This is a genomic window from Methanobrevibacter sp. DSM 116169, from assembly GCF_046197865.1.
Classification (GTDB): Archaea; Methanobacteriota; Methanobacteria; order Methanobacteriales; family Methanobacteriaceae; genus JAHKLT01.
Map to the genome: position 1 here is coordinate 39,581 of NZ_CP166990.1, position 19,441 is coordinate 59,021.

General features: G+C 27.7%; 14 protein-coding genes. 3 read left to right on the forward strand and 11 right to left on the reverse strand.

Annotation, left to right across the window (positions count from 1 at the left end):
- Nucleotide 1: 1 nt before the first annotated feature.
- The 5 genes from dapF to ACA134_RS00230 are packed head-to-tail and all read right to left on the reverse strand — an operon-like array spanning nucleotide 2 to nucleotide 4,417.
- Nucleotides 2-859 (reverse strand): diaminopimelate epimerase, encoded by an 858-nt coding sequence (gene dapF / locus ACA134_RS00210; RefSeq protein WP_409200185.1) that lies wholly within the window; start codon nucleotides 857-859, stop codon nucleotides 2-4.
- 8 nt (nucleotides 860-867) lie between these two features.
- Nucleotides 868-2,151, reverse strand: coding sequence for a diaminopimelate decarboxylase (lysA, locus tag ACA134_RS00215; protein ID WP_409200186.1), 1,284 nt, complete (start codon nucleotides 2,149-2,151; stop codon nucleotides 868-870).
- A gap of 29 nt (nucleotides 2,152-2,180) precedes the next feature.
- Complete coding sequence (locus ACA134_RS00220) at nucleotides 2,181-2,582, reverse strand: NUDIX domain-containing protein (protein ID WP_409200187.1); 402 nt, start codon at nucleotides 2,580-2,582, stop codon at nucleotides 2,181-2,183.
- A gap of 9 nt (nucleotides 2,583-2,591) precedes the next feature.
- Nucleotides 2,592-3,251: a zinc-ribbon domain-containing protein gene (locus tag ACA134_RS00225; RefSeq protein WP_409200188.1), complete on the reverse strand. Its 660-nt coding sequence runs from the start codon at nucleotides 3,249-3,251 to the stop codon at nucleotides 2,592-2,594.
- Entirely contained in the window at nucleotides 3,248-4,417 is a 1,170-nt protein-coding gene (locus tag ACA134_RS00230) for an aspartate aminotransferase family protein (protein ID WP_409200189.1), read from the reverse strand. The genes ACA134_RS00225 and ACA134_RS00230 overlap by 4 nt, the downstream gene beginning before the upstream one ends.
- Before the next feature lie 79 nt (nucleotides 4,418-4,496).
- Between ACA134_RS00230 and ACA134_RS00235 the strand changes: the two genes are divergently transcribed.
- The gene (locus ACA134_RS00235; RefSeq protein WP_409200190.1) at nucleotides 4,497-4,925 is read left to right on the forward strand and encodes a peptidylprolyl isomerase; all 429 of its coding nucleotides are present in this window, start codon (nucleotides 4,497-4,499) and stop codon (nucleotides 4,923-4,925) included.
- 1 nt (nucleotide 4,926) lies between these two features.
- Here ACA134_RS00235 and ACA134_RS00240 read toward each other — a convergent pair whose 3' ends face one another.
- From ACA134_RS00240 to ACA134_RS00255, 4 genes are all read right to left on the reverse strand, one after another.
- Nucleotides 4,927-5,847, reverse strand: a complete 921-nt coding sequence (locus ACA134_RS00240; protein ID WP_409200191.1) for a DNA glycosylase — start codon at nucleotides 5,845-5,847, stop codon at nucleotides 4,927-4,929.
- Nucleotides 5,844-6,665 carry an imidazole glycerol phosphate synthase subunit HisF gene (gene hisF, locus ACA134_RS00245; RefSeq protein ID WP_409200192.1) on the reverse strand — a complete coding sequence of 274 codons (822 nt, stop codon included), beginning with the start codon at nucleotides 6,663-6,665 and terminating at the stop codon, nucleotides 5,844-5,846. The genes ACA134_RS00240 and hisF overlap by 4 nt, the downstream gene beginning before the upstream one ends.
- A 69-nt stretch (nucleotides 6,666-6,734) precedes the next feature.
- Nucleotides 6,735-6,896: a preprotein translocase subunit Sec61beta gene (locus ACA134_RS00250; protein WP_409200193.1), complete on the reverse strand. Its 162-nt coding sequence runs from the start codon at nucleotides 6,894-6,896 to the stop codon at nucleotides 6,735-6,737.
- A gap of 87 nt (nucleotides 6,897-6,983) precedes the next feature.
- Nucleotides 6,984-11,591, reverse strand: coding sequence for a beta strand repeat-containing protein (locus ACA134_RS00255; protein ID WP_409200194.1), 4,608 nt, complete (start codon nucleotides 11,589-11,591; stop codon nucleotides 6,984-6,986).
- A gap of 316 nt (nucleotides 11,592-11,907) precedes the next feature.
- On the opposite strand from ACA134_RS00255, the gene polC reads away from it, so the two are divergent.
- Nucleotides 11,908-15,189: a DNA polymerase II large subunit gene (gene polC, locus ACA134_RS00260; RefSeq protein ID WP_409200195.1), complete on the forward strand. Its 3,282-nt coding sequence runs from the start codon at nucleotides 11,908-11,910 to the stop codon at nucleotides 15,187-15,189.
- Between the two features lie 120 nt (nucleotides 15,190-15,309).
- Nucleotides 15,310-17,631: an anaerobic ribonucleoside-triphosphate reductase gene (gene nrdD / locus ACA134_RS00265; protein WP_409201102.1), complete on the forward strand. Its 2,322-nt coding sequence runs from the start codon at nucleotides 15,310-15,312 to the stop codon at nucleotides 17,629-17,631.
- A gap of 154 nt (nucleotides 17,632-17,785) precedes the next feature.
- Here the strand turns inward: nrdD and ACA134_RS00270 are convergent, their stop codons facing one another.
- Together ACA134_RS00270 and ACA134_RS00275 are read right to left on the reverse strand one after the other, a co-directional pair.
- Nucleotides 17,786-18,565: a hypothetical protein gene (locus tag ACA134_RS00270; protein WP_409200196.1), complete on the reverse strand. Its 780-nt coding sequence runs from the start codon at nucleotides 18,563-18,565 to the stop codon at nucleotides 17,786-17,788.
- 283 nt (nucleotides 18,566-18,848) lie between these two features.
- Complete coding sequence (locus ACA134_RS00275; RefSeq protein WP_409200197.1) at nucleotides 18,849-19,160, reverse strand: nucleotidyltransferase domain-containing protein; 312 nt, start codon at nucleotides 19,158-19,160, stop codon at nucleotides 18,849-18,851.
- Nucleotides 19,161-19,441: the final 281 nt, after the last annotated feature.

Below are 19,441 nucleotides of genomic sequence, written 5' to 3' on the forward strand. Positions count from 1 at the left end.
ATTAAAATTCTCCATTAAATACATACTCTGCAGGGCCTTCCATAAAGGCACCAATTTTACCATCTTTTTCATAAATATTAAATATTAAATCTCCACCAGGTAGATGTAATAAGATATTTTTATTTAATAATCCTAATTTATAAGCAACAATTGCAGTTCCTGTTGCACCTGTTCCACAAGCAAGTGTTACACCAGCTCCACGTTCCCATGTGATCATACGAGCTTCATCTTTAGAATTAATCTCTACAAAATGAACATTAATTTTTTCTGGGAATTTCACATCACATTCAACTATTGGCCCATATTCATTAATATCTATTGAATCTACATCATCTACAATAATTATTGCATGAGGATTACCAACATTAACAGCACTCAATTTAAATGTTTCACCATTTATTTCAAAATCTTCATTTAAAAATTCTTGTTTTTCAGATTTCATTGGTATTTTAGATGTATCAAATCTTGATAGGCCCATATCTACTTTAAATAATACTGGCTCACCATTTTCAATAGTTATATCCATATTTTTAATACCATCTTTTGTTTGAATAGCTATTTTATCTTTTTTTATAATGCCTTTTGTATAAATGAATTTTCCAAAGCATCTAATTCCATTTCCACACATTTCAGCTTCTGATCCATCAGGATTAAACATTCTATATCCTATATCAGCTTCATCAGATGGATATACAAATAATATTCCATCACTACCAACACCAAAATGTCTGTCTCCTAAAAATCTACAGACTTCAGCTTTTTCATCTTCTGGAATGATTTCTCCTTTACTTTCATCAATAATCACATAGTCATTTCCTAAACCATGTAATTTTCCAAATTTAATTCCTTTTAAATCCATTTTTATCCCTATTTTAAATGTTCTGGCATAGTTTGTTTTTGGAAAATATCATCGTAGCTTTGTTCTTTTCTTACAACAATAGCTTTTTTATTACTAATTAAAACTTCTTTCGGAAGAGGACGGGTATTATAATTTGATGCCATAGTAAATGAATAAGCTCCAGCATTTAAAATAGCTAAAATATCTCCTTCTTCAACTTTTGGAAGCGGTCTATCTCTTGCAAATAAATCTCCTGATTCACATACATTTCCAGCTACATCAACTTCTTCTACATCTTCTTCATCCATCTTATTTGCAATTACCATATGATGATATGAATCATACATTGCAGGTCTAAGTAAAGTATTAAATCCAGCATCAATTCCAATAAATTTTCTATAGCTTTGTTTTATACTGTTTACTTCAGTAAGTAATACTGCAGCATCTCCAACTAAATAACGACCAGGTTCTAAATATAAAGTAGGTTCTGCCATATCATATTCTTTAAGTTTCGCTTTGAACAATTTCATATTTTCTTCTGCAAATTTATCTAAATCTAATAGCTTTTCATCAGGAGTATAAGGTATTCCAATTCCTCCACCAAAATCTAAAAATTCAAATTCAATTCCAGCTTCTTTATGAACTTTACCTGCTATATCCATAGTAGATTCAATTGCTAGTTTAAATGGTTCAGGATCTAATATTCCAGAGCCAATATGAGAATGCATACCAACAGGATTAAAACCTAATTCTTTTGCTAATTTATATACTTCAACAGCTTCTGAGTCCATTATACCAAATTTACTCATTACGCCTCCAGTAATACAATGGTCGTGATGACCTGCACCAACCATAGGATTTACTCTAAATGATATTTTTACATTTTCAGGATTTATAAGTTTAGCTAATCTTTTTAAAGCAGACACAGAATCAATATTTAAAATTACTCCTGCATCAGAAACTTCTTTAAGTTCACTATCTTTAATATTATTTCCAGTAAATAAAATTCGATTTCCTGTGAAACCTAATTTTTTAGAGATATATACTTCACCTGGAGAAACAGCATCAATACATGATCCTTCCTCTTCAAGTATTTTTAAAACAGCTATGTTTGTATTAGCTTTACATGCATAAAAAACTTTAAAATCTGGATAATATTTACTAAATGCAGAATAAAATCTTTTATAATTGTCTCTTATTCTATCTTCATCAATTACATAAGTAGGAGTTCCAAATTCTTTAGCTATTTCTACAGCATCTACTCCACCAATTTCTAAATGATTTTTTTCATTTGTTTTTATATTTAAATCCATAAAATATCTCCTTTAATAATTTTTATTATCTATAATTTATAATTTTTTTCTTCAAGTAATGATATTAAAGAACTAGAAAGTTTTAAATCTTTAAATTCATCTAAAGATGCCCACATCCAATCAATGTGTTCATCACTAATTTTTACATCATAAGATTCAGACTTAACTTCCATTATAATTACAACAGTTCTTTTATGTGAAAAATCTTCTTGAACTGCTCCAATCAACTTTCCAATTGTAATATCTAAATTAATTTCTTCTTTAAGCTCTCTAACTAATGCTTCATCGAAAAATTCTCCGCTGTCAACTTTTCCTCCTGGTAATTCCCAGCAACCAGGATTCGTTCTACACTTTAAAGGCCTTCTAAGAAGTAAAATTTTTTCATCTTTTTTTAATAATCCTCTCATTGTTAATCCATAGGGTAAATCCATATTATCACCTTAAAATGAAACTGTTGATGGTAACTGTCCAGTTGATTTATATTCAACTAAAGCTTTAGCTAAAATTCTAAGCATAGTACTTGGTGAGACATCGTTTGCTCCAGGTGTATAAATTCCAACATAATTAGGAGCAATTCCATTATTATCAAACCAAGTTCCAGTTCTTTGGGCCATATCTAAATAATTACTTTTAGCTATTGTTCCAGAATGTATTCTTCCATAAGGATTAGGAGCGCTTGAAAAGCTTTTAATTGGTATATTTCCATCTTGAGCAGAACTTATCATAGTAATAGATTTTGATAAAATATACAAACATTGATATTTTGTAAGTTGTACAGAATCAAAACTTATGGTTTGAAAATCTCCTGAGCTTAAAATTGCAGATGCTAAATCAGGAGCTCTTGATACTGGAAAACCTTTATCATATGATGCAAGCTCGGTAACTTCACTACTTCCTCCTATATTAGAATTATTTCCAGAAAAAGCTATAATAGCTCCTGCTCCAATAATTCCAATTACAATGAAGATAGCTATTATTGCTATATATAAGCTGTTATTATTTTCTTTTGTAGTTTGAACTGTTTGTTTTAAAGGAGTTCCGCACTTTTCACAAAATGAAGCTTCATTTGAATTTCTATATCCACATTTTTGACATATCATTCTAATACTCCATTTAAAACTTTAATTAATGCATCTATTTCTTTTTTACTAATTACAAGTGGTGGTAAAAATCTTAAAACAGATCCAGCAGTACAATTAACTAAAAATCCTTTTTCTCTTAACTTATTTACTAATGCAGAACAAGGTTCTTTTAGCTCTATTCCAATCATAAGGCCCATTCCACGAACTTCTTTAATTTTAGAATGTTTATCTTTTAACTTTAAAAGTTTATCTTTAAAGTATTCTCCTTTTTCTTTAGACTCATTTACTAAATTTTCTTCAATTATTGCATCAATTGCAGCATTAGCTACTGCAGAGACAAATGGCCCTCCACCAAAAGTTGTACCATGATCACCAGGTGAAAAGGCACTAGCTACTTTATCACTTGCTAAAATAGCTCCTATTGGCATTCCTCCGCCCATAGCTTTTGCAAGTGTCATAATATCTGGCTTTATTCCAAATATTTCATATGCAAACATTGATCCGCATCTTCCAAATCCAGTTTGAACCTCATCAAGAATTAATAGAATTTCTTTTTCCTCACATAATTTGTTTAATTGTTTATAAAATTCCTTACTAGGAATATTTACTCCACCTTCACCTTGAATAGGTTCAATCATAATAGCTGCAGTTTCATCAGTTATTTGATTTTTAATACTTTCAATGTCTCCAAATTCAGCATGTTTAAATCCATGAGGTAAATTTTCTAAATAATCCTTTTTATAGGCGTCTTGACCTGTTGCTGTTAGAGTAGCTATTGTTCTTCCATGAAATGAGTTTTTCATAGCTATTATTTCGGTCTTACCTGTATATTTAATAGCTAATTTAATTGCACCTTCATTTGCTTCAGCTCCACTATTTGAAAAGAATATTTTATCTAAACAAGTTAAATCTACTAATTTTTTACCAAGTATTACATTAGGTTCATTATAATAAATGTTTGATATGTGAATTAATTTTTCTGATTGTGTTTTTATAGCTTCTACAACTTTTGGGTGGGTATGGCCTAGATTATTTACAGCTATTCCTGCAAAGAAGTCTGTGTATTTATTTCCATCTTTATCATACACTGTTGCACCATGGCCTTTATCTAAGACAATTGGTTGTCTAGAGAATGTATTAATAAAGTATTCTTCTTCAGTTTTTTTGATTTCTTTTGTATTCATTTAAAACACCTAAAAGTTAATTTAATATTATAATAAAATATATATTTGATAATATTTATATTTTTAAAAACGTGATAAAATGAAAAAAGTAATTATGGAAACTAATAAAGGTACAATAGAATTAGAATTATTTGAAAAAGATGCTCCAAATACTGTTAAAAACTTTGTAGATTTAATTAACAAAGGTTTTTATGATGGTCTTACTTTCCACAGAGTACTCCCAGATTTTGTTATTCAAGGAGGTTGTCCTGAAGGAAACGGTACTGGTGGACCAGGATATTGTATAGATTGTGAAACTGAAGGTAACCCAAATAAACATGGTACTGGTGCTCTTTCAATGGCTCATGCAGGTAAAAACACTGGTGGAAGTCAATTTTTCATAACTCATTCTCCACAACCTCATTTAGATGGTGTTCACACTGTTTTTGGTAAAGTTATCTCTGGAATGGATGTTGTAAATTCCATTAAACAAGGGGATAAAATGACTAAGTTAACTGTTGAAGGTTAACTTACCTTTTTAATTTTTTAAGCATACCACTTTTTCTTGCATAGTGAAATAAATATAGCTGAATATAACCAGCATTTTCTTTAAAGTTTTCCAGTCCAAATTCTCTTATCTTTTTAACTGATATATCTTCATTATCAAAATATAAATGTGAAATAATTCTTTTTATCCATACATCAGTTGGAAAAGCTTCTCTAAAATTAAATCCATATAATAAAATACAATCAGCTACTTTTGGACCCACACCTGGAACTTCTTGAATAAATTTAAAAGCTTCCTCATAATCCATTTTAGAAATTTCATTTAAATCATATTCTAAAAAGAATTTAGATGCATTTTTTATATAGCTACTTCTATAACCTACACCACAACTTTTTAATGTATTTCCACAGTTTTCAAGGTCTTCATCATCATCAACATACCTATTTTCTAAAGATTTAACCTTAGGAAAGCTATAAAAAGTTCCAGATGGAAATTTATATTCTTCTCCCCATAAACTTTTAATTTTATCTATTGAAGAAGTCCATCTAGCTATTGAGTTATTTGATGATGAAATTGATGAGATGATACATTCAAATTTATCTTTAGCTAAAAAAAGTCTTAAGTTTTTACAAAAATCAATTGATGGTGAGAGCTTTTCATCATCTTTTAGGAAAGTATAAAATTTGTCTAAATCAAAGTTTAAATCAAAAATATTAGCTATTTCTCGTTCTATATCTTTATTTTTAACTGTATAATCACAATCTAAAGGTAATTCATAGTTATAAATTAAGGTATTATTCTTTTGAGTTAATTTAATTAAAATAGCTTGATTATTAATAAAAAGAAGCTCCTCGAATGTTTTATCAATATTTTTCCAAGGAGCTTGTGAAGTTTGACCTGAATATTGTGTTAAATCAAGATCAATACTTTTTTCGATTTTCATCGGATTCTAATGTTATTATCTTTTAAGTATTGTTTAACTTCAGGAACTGGATATTCATTAAAGTGGAAAATACTTGCTGCAAGAGCTGCACTAACATCTGTTTTTTCAAAAACATCTAAAATATCCTGAGGTTTTCCAACTCCTCCAGATGCAACTACTGGAATATCAACTGCATCATTAACAGCTTTTGTAAGTTCAATATCATATCCTGCCTTTGTTCCATCTCCATCCATACTAGTTAGAAGAATTTCACCAGCACCAAGATCTTGACATTGCATTGCCCAATCAACAGCATCCATTCCTGTAAATTCACGCCCACCGTAAATACTAGTATCAAACCAACAATATCCATTATCAGTTTCAACTACATGTTTATCTTTAGCTTCTTCTGGTGAATCGATGTATTTTCTTTTTGCATCAATTGCAACTACAACTGCTTGTGAGCCTACAACATCTGATGCTTCTTTAATTACATTAGAATTTTGAATAGCTGCAGTATTTGTAGAACATTTATCAGCACCTGCTTTTAACATGTTAACATAATCATCAGCAGTTCTAATTCCACCACCAACACAAATTGGAATGAAAACATTTTCTGTTATTCTCTCAACAACATCTTTCATTGTTTCTCTGCGTTCATGTGATGCAGTAATATCTAAAATTACTATTTCGTCTGCTCCATCAGCATAATATTTATTAGCTAATTCTACAGGATTACCTGCATATTTAATTTCTTTAAATTCAACACCTTTAACTACTCTACCTTCTGGAACTTGAAGGTCACAATCTAGACAAGGGATTATTCTTTTAGTTATCATTTTATAATTCCTTAAAATAAATAAAAATAAATTCCTTTTTTTAAAAAAGGATAAAAAGTTTTTTAAAGTCTACCCTGAGAATCTTAAAACAAAGCAAAAAATAGCTAGTATAATACTCATAGCTACAACGTGTTCTGGGGAAAGTTTAGGTCCTACACTTTCTTCATCGAAATATCTAACTAAACCTGCACCAGTTTGAGGCATACTAATTTTATCGTCCTTTTTTGACATATTAATCTCCTTTTTTTATAGTTTATAATTGTATATATAATATTTTTTTTATCTTATTTAAATTATGTGTAGTTTAAAAAATTAATTTTAAACTACTTTTATAATATTTGAAGTGACTGAATCACTCCAAGATGCAGTTGCAATATAGCTTCCATAACTCAAATTAATATTTAAACGAGCTATTCCATCACTACCAGTAGTTCTATGGTATAATACTCCATTAATATTAATTGAAATTATTTCATCTTTTAAAGCATTTCCCTGATTATCAACCAATTTTACTAAATATGCACCAGCTGCTCCAAATTGTTTTGTTAAATCTTCTCCAGTTAATTTTGGCAATACTTTAATTAAATTACTATATGTTTGTCCATTATCAGGATGATGCACAGTTATGATATATGTATTAGGGTCTAAATTAATAGATAATTTAACAATACCATTACTATCTGTATTTCTCTTATACATAACTCCATTAATGTTCATTTCAACTTCACGATTTGCAAGTGGTGCTCCTTTAGAATCATATAATGTAGCATAATATTGGGTATCATTTCTAAAGTATTTTTCAATATTTTGCCCTTCAATTGTACTTAATACTTTAATTATATTACTGTGTGCTTGATTATTATCTGGATGATGCACAGTTATAATATATGTTCTGGGATCTAAATTTATAGATAAAGTAGCTATTCCATTATTATTAGTAACTCTTTGGTATATTACTCCATTAATATTCATTGTTACATTTTTACCAACAATTGGTTTTCCTTGTCCATCTAATATTTTAACATGATATTGTGTTCCATTTCTATAACTTTTTTCTATATCAGATCCTTCAATAGTAGATAAAACTTTTACAGAACTTTTAACTTCTAAAAGTCCATATTTTGTTATGGCAGTGTAATTTCCTGGATCTAAATTTATACTCATTTCCATTATTCCAAGTTCATTAGTTCGTCTATTATTATCAACACCATTGATGTTTACTATGATATCTGTATTTTTCAATGGGTTTCCTTTAGAATCATATAAATAAACAATTAATTTTGTACCATTTCTATAATATAATTCAATATCGGCAACTGTTAAAATAGTATTTGGAGCTATTTCAACTTGCTTAGAAGAAGATGAGTTATAATAGTTACCATCTCCTGGATAATATGCTTTTAAAGTATAATTTCCTTTATTTAAATTAACAAAATTAATAGAACCTTTTCCATTTGTTAAACTTATATTTTTACTTTCACTACCAATAGTTATAGTAACTATTCCACTAGCTGTATTATTTAATCTAACTTCAACATTTAATGTGTTTGAAGCATTATTATAAGTAGTAGTAATATTTATTGCTGAATTGGATTTACTTACTTTAAGATTTGTTTGATTTGAAACTGGTGCATAAATTTGATTACCACTGTAACTTGCATTTATTACATAAGTTTTTGCAGATAATCCGGTTATTGTAAATTGGACTTCTCTGCCATTAATTGCTTTTTTATATAGCACACCATCAATATTTAAAGTTATTTCTCCTGTAACAGTTTCATTTGTTTTTACAGTTATTATAGCATCTTTTCCATATATAATATCTTGAGTACTAACATTTAATTTTACTTTATCACTTTCTACTACTATATTAATATTTTCTGAAACTGTTGTGTAATTTTCATTTCCATTATATGTTATAACAATATTATATGTTCCAGGCATTAAATTATTTAATAAATAAGTGTATTTACTGTTAGTTAAATTAAATGTTCCTTTATTTACTCCATTAATAGAAATTGTAATATTTCCTTCAATTTCTGGTACTAATGTAATATTAATGGATACATCTTTTCCATAATTAGTGCTTTTTGTATCAGTAATAATTTGTGGAGCTTTCTTAGATATTGTTAATGATTTACTTGATCCAATTTCATTGTATTTTTCATTTCCATTATACCAAACTTCAATCTGATAATTACCTGCAGCTAAATCACTAACTGTTAAAATATATTGGCCATTTGTTAAAAGAAGGTTTTCATATAATTTACCTCCAACAAATATATTTATTGTTCCATTCATAGCATCAGAAAGTGTAGAACTAACAGTAACTTTAATTGGAGTGTTTTTCCCATATTCAGTGTTATTTACATCAATTGTAACTGTAGGGTTGTATTTATTGACTTGGAATTTTTGTCTTTTTAAACTACTACTATAATTTTCATTTCCATTATATACGGCCTCTATAAAGTAAATTCCTGCAGGTATAGTTGTTGTATATGTAACAGATCCATTTATTAAATATAAAGTTCTAACAAACTGTTCTCCAATGTATAAACTTATATTTCCAGTTGCTTTTGGATTTATTGTTATTGTTATTGTAATAGCTTGACCATAATTAAGATTTGAAGGAGCAGCAATTGAAGTAGTAGTTGCAATTTTAGTAACTTCAAATGTAGCATTTTTATAAGAACTTATATGTGTTTGATTTCCTGTGAAATTAGCTATTATTGTATAATTCCCTATTTTTAAACCAGAAATACTTTTAGTTCCGGTTCCATTTACAATATTTATAATATAGTCATTGCCATTTATTTGAATTGTAAAATCAATTGTCATATTTGATGCAAATTCAATAGTTATTGTGGCATTTTCTCCTAATTCAATATCTTTTACATCAATTTTTATTTCTGTATTATTTTTAAATTCCGTATATTTTCCAGAATCTAAATATCCATTTGATATATATTCGACATATGCTTGATAATCATTTGAATCTATTGTAATTGTTGTTGAAGCTTTTCCATTAACTACTTCAATAGTATAAGTCCTATTGCCTATTGTAATTTTCATATTTCCTGATGTAGTCAAATCTGTAAAATTAATTTCTATTGTTAAATCATTACCATTTAATGTACTTTCAACATTAAATTCATTATCTACAACATTTATAGTTCCATTTAATATATTGAGGTTATTAAAGTATGTTGTATTTCCTGTAACAATATTAATTCCTTGGGTGTCTGTTGTATATTCTATTGTATAAATTCCTGTTGTTGAATTATATGTTTTAGATTTTTCAAACCAGCTATTAATTTTTAATTCAATTTCTTCTCCAACAATTATATTTCCATTATCGTCTGTTAAAATTGCTGTTAATTTAATTGTAGAATTATATAATGCATTATGGGATGTATTATTTAAAATTATTAAGTTTGTATCACTTACAATATTTCTATGGCCTTTAAGCTTATCATTACTATGTGCTTGGAAATAAATAGGTGCTCTATCAGAAGTCATTTCATTACTTTCTAAAGATAAATATCCAAGATTTGATAATAAATAATCTTTACCCTCTAATATTGAATCATATAAGTATATCCTAGTAATAATAATTGTTATTTTATTATCAGTTGATGAAACACTTTCATAATTCCTATTAAAAATCGCTGTTCCATGCCCATTAGCTTTATTATCTTTAAATTCGGTGTTTCGAATTGTAATATTTCCACCATATTCATTAGCTATTGCTCCACCATAAATTCCTGCACTATTATTATAGAATTTATTTGAACCACTTATGGACATTATTCCATAGTTTATAATAGCTCCACCATAAGAAATAGCCGAATTGTTTATAAATTCATTAGATCCAGCTATTTGGAAGTTATCTCCATTGTTTTGAATAGCTCCTCCTCCATTCATATAACCTAAATCTGTTAATGCAGAATTATTATAGAACTTATTTGAACCTGTTATTTGGAAGTTATTTCCGCTGTTTTGAATTGCACCAGCACTAGAATTTGCAATATTATTTGAAAATAAGTTTTGGTCATCAATAATAAAGTTATTTCCTTCAGCATTTTCTATTACTCCACTACTTCCAGCAAAATTATTTATAAATAAGTTAGTTCCAATTATTTTAAAATCATGGCCATTTACATTATATATTACTCCTGCAACACCAGATTCAGTTGCACTATTATTTTCAAATCTATTATTTCCTTGAATTGTAAAACCTGCAGCATTATTATTGTAGATTACTCCTCCATAACCTGTTCCTAATCCTGAAGCTAAGTTATTATAGAAGATATTAGAACCACTGATTAAAAAATTAGCTCCAGTATGATTTTCATTCTGATCCATTCCAAAATAATTCATTGAATTAACATTAAAAATTGCTCCTCCAACCATAGCTGTATTATTGTAAATTGTATTTGTCCCTGTTATTGAAAAATTATTACCTGCATTAAAAATTCCCCCACCTTGATTACTAGCTGTATTATAACTTAAAGTAGAGTTTATTAATGTAGTATTTTCACCTACATTATATATTGCACCACCAGATGTGGAATTTCCTTTAGTTAATATGATATTTTTAATAATTACATTATCTGCAGTTATTTTAAAGATTCTTGCTATATCATTTCCATTTATTGCAAAATTATCCCCATCAATGGTTAAAGATTTATTAATTAGTATTCCTTCACTGTATGGGGAATCTGTACTTGGATTATATGTAATATTTTGATTTAATATTATAACATCACTTTGACTAGCTTGATCTATGTATCCTTGTAAACCATTATAATTATTGGTACTTGCAATTATTTCACTTTTAGTTTCTATTTCTTGATTATCTAAATTAATATCATCAATATTTGAATCTATTGCTGATACTCCCCCTAAAACAAGTAAAAAAATCATTAGAAAACTAAAAATTTTTATAGTATTTTTTATCTTATTGTACATTATATGCCTCATTTGCATTTTAGCTGATTTTTATTATATTTTTAAAATTATTTATAGCTTTATATATTGCATTTTCATGAAAATTCTTAATGTTTATTAAAATATCTATTTTAAATCATTTTTTATAGATTTTTTAAATTAATTTAAATATTTTCAAAACTTTTTTAATATTTTATATATTTTATTTATTCTTTTTCTTTCATCAAATACTATTAAATAGCAATTTTTATAAATATATTACATAGTTGAATTCTATATTAATAGGGATAAAATGGATTATTTTGATAAATTAGAAGAAGAAACACAAAAATTATATGCAATAGCTAATGAAGCTAGATCTAAAGGCCTTGACGTTGAATTGGAAACAGAAGTACCTTTAGCTAAGGATTTAGCTGAAAGAGTAGAAGGGTTAGTTGGACCTAAAGGAATATCTAATCGTATAAAGCAGTTAGAAAACGATATGTCAAGAGAAGAAGTAGCTTTTGAAATAGCAGCTGATATTGCATCTGGTAAGTTTAAAATTGAAGAGGAAAAAACACAAGAAGAACTTGCAGATCAAGGTCTTAGAACAGCTTTAGCTATTTTAACAGAAGGGGTAGTAGCAGCTCCTTTAGAAGGTATTTCTAAAGTTGCAATTAAGAAAAATTTTGATTCTACTGAATATTTAGCAGTATATTTTGCAGGCCCTATTAGAAGTGCAGGGGGAACTGCAGCAGCACTTGCGGTTTTAATTGGAGATAAAATTAAAGAAGCTATTAAATTAGATGTTTTTAAACCTGTAGATGAAGAAATTGAAAGATATGTTGAAGAAGTAGAATTATATGAATCTGAGGTAACAAATCTCCAATATTCTCCTACTCCTGATGAGGTGAGATTAGCAGCACGTAATATTCCTGTTGAAGTATCAGGTGAACCAACAGATCAAGTTGAAGTTTCACATAGGGATTTAGAAAGAGTTGAAACAAACAATATTCGTGGTGGTGCTCTTTTAGCTATGGTTGAAGGAGTTATTCAAAAATCTAAAAAGATTTCAAAAATAGCTAGTACTCTTAAATTAAATAGCTGGGGATGGCTTAGTGAATATTCTAAAGAAGCACCAAAAGAAGCTAAAGAAGGAGAAGCTGAGGAAGAAAAAGTTGTTGAAGAACCAAAATATATTCAAGATATTATTGGTGGAAGACCTGTTTTAGGTTATCCTTCTGAGAAGGGTGGATTTAGATTAAGATATGGAAGATCTAGAAATACAGGTCTTGCAGCTATGGGTGTAAGCCCTGCTACAATGACATTACTTGAGTTTATTGCTGTTGGAACACAATTAAAAATTGAAAGACCAGGTAAAGGTAATTGTGCTGTTCCTGTTGATTCAATTGAAGGACCGACCGTTAAACTTAAAAATGGAGATGTGCTTAAGCTAAAAACTTCTAAAGAGGCAAAAGCAGTTAAGGGTAAAATCTCTGAAATTTTATTCTTAGGTGATATGTTAGTTGCTTTTGGAGAATTTTTAAGAAATAATCAATATTTACTTCCATCAGCTTGGTGTAGTGAATGGTGGATAGAAACAATAAAAAACAGTGATAAATATAATGAGGGAGATTTAGATTTAGATAAGTTAGAACATGATTCTATTTCTGCTGAGGAAGCTTTTAATATTTCAAGTAAATATGATGTTCCTTTACATCCTGATTATACTTATTGTTATAATGATGTTACTATAGGAGATTTAAACTCTTTAATAGATTTATTAGATGATTCAAGAGAATCTTTTTCTGATGAGGGCTTAAAATTAAAACTTTCTTATCCTAAAAGAGTTTTAGAAGTTTTATGTATTCCTCATACTATTGAAGATGATAAAATTGTTTTAACTTATGATGAGGGATATGCATTATTAAATACACTTACTAAGAAATTAGATATAAATCAAAATACCTCTGTAGAAGCTATAAATGAAATTACAGCTATCGAAATTAAGGATAAAGCTCCTACTTATATTGGAACTCGTGTTGGTAGACCAGAAAAATCTAAAGAAAGATTAATGAGACCAGCTCCTCATGTTTTATTTCCAATTTCTACTGCAGGAGGTAGTAGACGTCTTATTTCTACTGCAGCTAAAAAAGGAAATCTTAAAATTGAAATGGCTAAAAGACAATGTACTAGTTGTAAATTAAGTTCTTTTGGTTCAATCTGTCCATATTGTGGAGAACCTACTATTATTGGTCCATCAGGCCTTAAAACAATCAATTTATCTAAAATGCTTAAAAAAGCTTCTGATAATGTTGGAGTTAGAAGAGTTGATGAAATTAAAGGTGTTGTAGGAATGATTTCTGAATCAAAACTACCTGAACCTTTAGAAAAAGGCATCCTAAGAGCTAAAAATGAAGTTTTCACCTTCAAAGATGCTACTATTCGTCATGATTCAACTGATTTACCGTTAACTCATTTCATTCCTAAAGAAATTGGAGTTACTGTAGATAAGCTATTAGAAATGGGTTATACTCATGATTGCTATGGTGAAGCTATAGAAAATGAAGATCAAATTATTGAACTTAAAATTCAAGATGTTGTTGTCTCTAATGATTGTGGAGAATATTTAGTTAAAATAGCTAATTTTATGGATGATTTACTTGTTAAATTCTATGGAATGGATAGTTTTTATAATGTTAAAGATAAATCTGATTTAATTGGTCATTTGATTGCAGGTCTTGCTCCTCATACATCTGCAGGAGTTCTTGGAAGAATTGTAGGTTTTACAAATGCTTTAGCTTGTTATGCTCATCCTTATTTCCATTCTGCTAAACGTAGAAATTGTGATAGTGATGAAGATGCTATTATGCTTTTACTTGATCCTTTAATCAATTTTTCTAAATCTTATCTTCCAAATACTCGTGGTGGAAGTATGGATGCTCCTTTGATTTTATCTTCAAGAATAGATCCTGAAGAAATCGATGATGAATCTCACAATATTGATGTAATGGAAAAATTTCCTTTAGAATTTTTTGAAAAAACTAAAGATCCATTAAAACCAAGTGATGTTCTTGATTTAGTTGATAATGTTGAAAAACATCTCGGTACTCCAGCTCAATATGAAGGATTAATGTTTTCACATAATACTTCTAATATTCATGCAGGTCCTAATATATGTCTTTATAAAACTTTACCTTCTATGAAAGAAAAGGTTGAATCTCAAATTGCTCTTGCTGAGATTATTAGAGCTGTTGATCAAAGAAATGTTGTAGAACGTGTTTTATCTTCTCATTTTTTACCTGATATTATGGGTAATGTAAGGGCCTTCTCAAAACAAAAAGTTAGATGCACTAAATGTAATAGTAAATATAGACGTATGCCTTTATCTGGAAAATGTAAATGTGGAGGCAATCTTATTTTAAGTGTATCAAAAGGATCTGTTGTAAAATATTTAGATATTTCACAAGAACTTGTTGATAGATATCCTGTTTCTGATTATCTTGTACAACGTTTAAAAATTCAGGAATTTGGTATTAATTCTCTTTTTGAAAGTGATAAATCTAAACAAAGTTCTTTAGATGTATTCTTTTAAAATATCGTTCGCTCATAAACGAACATTTATTATACTAGTTATTTCTAAAATAATACTTACTTCTCAAATGGAGTATCAATAAAAATTTATTATTATAAATCTTATAAAATTATTTAATTGGTGGGAAATTATATGGATAAAAGGTCACAAATTGCAGATTATCTCTCTAAAGATGAAAAAATATGTGTTAAGAAAAATAATGGAATTACTGAAAGATTTAGCTATGAAAAATTGTTAAAATCTCTAGTTTTAGTTGAAGTTCCTTTTTTTGAATCAGATAAAATAATTGCTAATATTGTATCTTCTTTATATGATGGAATTTCTACAAAAGAAATTAAAAATATTGTATATGAAAATTTAGAAGATGTTGATGAGCAAATAGCTAATAAATACTTAGCTAGTACAAAATTAAAAGTACGTACTTCTCGCGATACTATTGAAGCTTTTGATATGTCAAAAATAGCTAATACTCTTGTAGAAGAAACTGGTGCTTCACAAGAAACAGCATTTGAAATAGCTACTGATGTTTGGAAAGAACTTAAAAAACTCAATGTAGAATATTTAACAGCTCCAATGATTAGGGAAATTGTAAACACTAAATTAGTTGAATATGGATTAGAAGATTTAAGAAGCAGATACACTCGTTTAGGTATTCCTGTTTATAATATTACTTCATTAATTGAAAATGGTAATCGTGATAATGCAAACATGATTCATAATCCAGAAAGTATTCATAAATATGTTGCTGATGAAGCACTAAAACAATATGCTCTTTTAAAAATGCTCCCATCTCATTTAGCTGATGCTCATATGTCTGGTGATGTTCATATTCATGACTTGGAATTTTTTGCAGGTAGACCATTAAACTGTATGCAACATGATATTAGGACATTTATTAAATATGGTCTTAAAGTAGATGGTACTGGAGATCATACTTCTGTTGCAGCACCTCCAAATCACATGGAAACATTAATGAACCATACTGGTGAGATTATGCTTGCTGCTCAGCAAAACATGTCTGGAGGACAAGGAATGTCTCTTTGGAATGTATTTGTTGCACCATTTGCTAGAGGTAGATCTTATGAAGAGATTAAACAATCTGTTCAAATGCTTGTTTATAATTTAAACATGGCTTATGCAGCTCGTGGTTCTCAAGTTCCATTTACAAGTTTAGCTTTAGAATTCAGTGTACCAAAATTCTTACAAAATGTTACAGCATATGGACCTAAAGGAGAAAAAGTAGGAGTATATGGAGATTTTGAAGAAGAAACTAGATTAATCCAAAAAGCATTTACTGAAACTTTACTTGCTGGTGATAGTGAAGGTAAACCTCATCTTTTCCCAAACACAATATATACTTTACGTGATGAAACATTAAAAGGTGAATTTGATGAAGATTTACATTTAGTTCATGAATTATCTGCTAAATATGGATCTCCTTATTTTGTAAACATGTTACCTAAATACAGAAATGACATGGCTAATTATATGGGTTGTAGAACCTGTTTGCAAGATAATTGGACAGGTGATTGGGATGAAGATTGTCTAAGAACTGGTAACTTGGCTTATGTAACTTTAAATTTCCCAAGAATTGGATATCAATCTAATGATGAATCTCAAGTATTCGAATATTTAGATGAATACATGGATTTAGCTGTTGAAACTTTAATGCTTAGAAGAGAACAAGGATTAAAATGTTTAGATGATTTTAAAATATTACCATTCTTAGATCAAAAAGTTGAAGATGATACTTATTATAGAGTTAGAAATTCCACTTTATCCTTTGGTTTTGTTGGATTAAATGAAATGTTACTTGCATTATTTGGTGAAGGTATTGATAATCCTGAAGCAAATAAATTTGGTCTTAAATGTTTAGAATACATGAATGATAGGACTAAAGAATTAAAACAAGAAACAGGTTTAAGATGGACTGTTTTACAAACTCCTGCTGAATCAACTGCTTATAGATTTGCTTCTTTAGATAAAAAAGTATTTGGAGATAAAGCTATTTCTCAAGGAGATGAAACAGCTAGCTATTATACTAACTCTTCCCATGTTCCAGTAAATTCAGATGTATCTTTAGTTGATAAAATAAAAATTGAAGAACCATATCATAAATTAACTCCTGGTGGACATATTTTCCATGCATTTATGGGAGAATCTTATTCAGATCCTGATTCATTAATGAGTTTAACTAATAAAATGGCTAGAAAATCAGATATTGGATTTTGGGCATATAGTTCTGCATTAAGTTTCTGTATTAAATGTAAAACACTCATGAAAGGATTAAATCAACAATGTCCAACTTGTGGTGAGCGAGAAGATGTTGAATGGTATGATAGAATTACAGGATATGTACAACAAGTAGGCCGTGCAAAATCTGCTTCTGGTGGATGGAATCCTGGTAAACGTCAAGAATTAGTTGATAGAAGAAGATATTAATTAATTCTTTTTTATTTTATTTTTTATTAATTATTTTTATATTTTACATAAATCTACTTTTAGGTAGACTTTAGGATTGATTTTGACATATTATAATTTATATTATTGAAATTTATTTTGTAAACTTAAAAATATGAAGTAATTCTAAAATAAGTTATCCTAAAAGTAAGCCCCACAATGAATAAACAATATATGCAAAAATTAAGCAAAATATTATGCATAATACAAAATAATAATTAAATCCATTATTTTTTCTTATTTCAAATGGTAACTTTTTATTCATTAAATCAGGAGATAATATCAAAGAAATTATCATAAATGATAAAATAATAACAATTAGGCAAAAAATTAATGGTGGATTTCCAGAAGATAAATAAGAACCTAAAGAAAAAAATCCGAATCCAATAGTAGCAAATCCACAAATAAGTCCTAATAACCAATAATGTCTAGGCTCATAACCCAAACTTATTTCATTTGAAATAATTCGGCTTCTTTCATTAAAACAAGTTTTTCTTCTAAAAAACATAACTAATTGAGGAAAAACGAAAACTAAACCAATTCCCATACCTACAATATAATTACCAAAAGCATGGAAAATAATTGTCAAACAAAAGAAAAATCCTACTCCATAAAACATCAAACCAATAATCCATCCTTCAAATGTATTTTTATTAGGATTATCTTTTTCAAACATATCAAAATGTTTATTTAAAAATTTTAGTGAAAATACTGCAATCCAATAAGAAAATAATATACATTCACAACCCAAGAAAACTAAAATCGGATTAGCATTAGAACTTGATGTAATCATACCAGCAGCAAAGAAAGAACAAAAAGTCAATATAAAAGAAATAATTATTAAATGTATTACTAATTCAATAGGATTTAAAGTATGAACAGAATCATTCATAATTTTAGAAAAGTTTATTCTCAAAATAACACCAAATATTTATTTTTTAACTTATATTGTAAATTTGTTATTTAATTATTTATATTAAACAGTAACATGAAAAAATATGATTTTTATTATTTAAAAATTCAAAAAATTATCCAATATCAAAAATATTTAAAAATAAAAGGAATAAATTAGTTAAAATAAATATAAACTATTTATAATTAGATAAATACATTAATTATCCTTATTTACATAAATTTACTTTTAGATAGGCTTTAAAATTGATTTTATAAAAAAATATTATTAATATAATGCAACTTCATTATCTAATTAAAACACCATCTTTTTCAATGTTTTTATAAAAAGAGAAATGTTTATATTTTTTATAATGTTGTAATGATATTATTTTTACAGATAAATATTCTCCAGTTTCAAGGAGTTTATCAAAAGCTATACTATAGATTTCATCTTCAAATTTAAAATCATCTTTTTCATTTTTAGTAATAATTAAAATATCAATATCTGATTCATCACCATCTTCTTCTCGAGCAACCGAACCAAATAAAATAACCTTTTCAATTTGAGGAAAATTTAAAGATTTTGCAAAATCAATAGCTAACTTCTTTCTATCCATTTTTAACACCTTTTCTTAATTAATAATGTTAATTATTGTATAAAAAATTTTCAAAAATTATTTTTTAAAAATTAAATATAGTTAATCGATATTGAATATTAATAATATCTAAAAACTTAATTAAAAGATTTAATATTATTATTTAATAAAATAAAGATTAATTATAAGAATATTTTACATAATTTCGCTTCTGATAAAATATTAGTATTAAACTACTAATTTTAAAAAAATTAGTAATATACTACTAAAAATATTTTTATTATAAATATTAACAGTGTCCA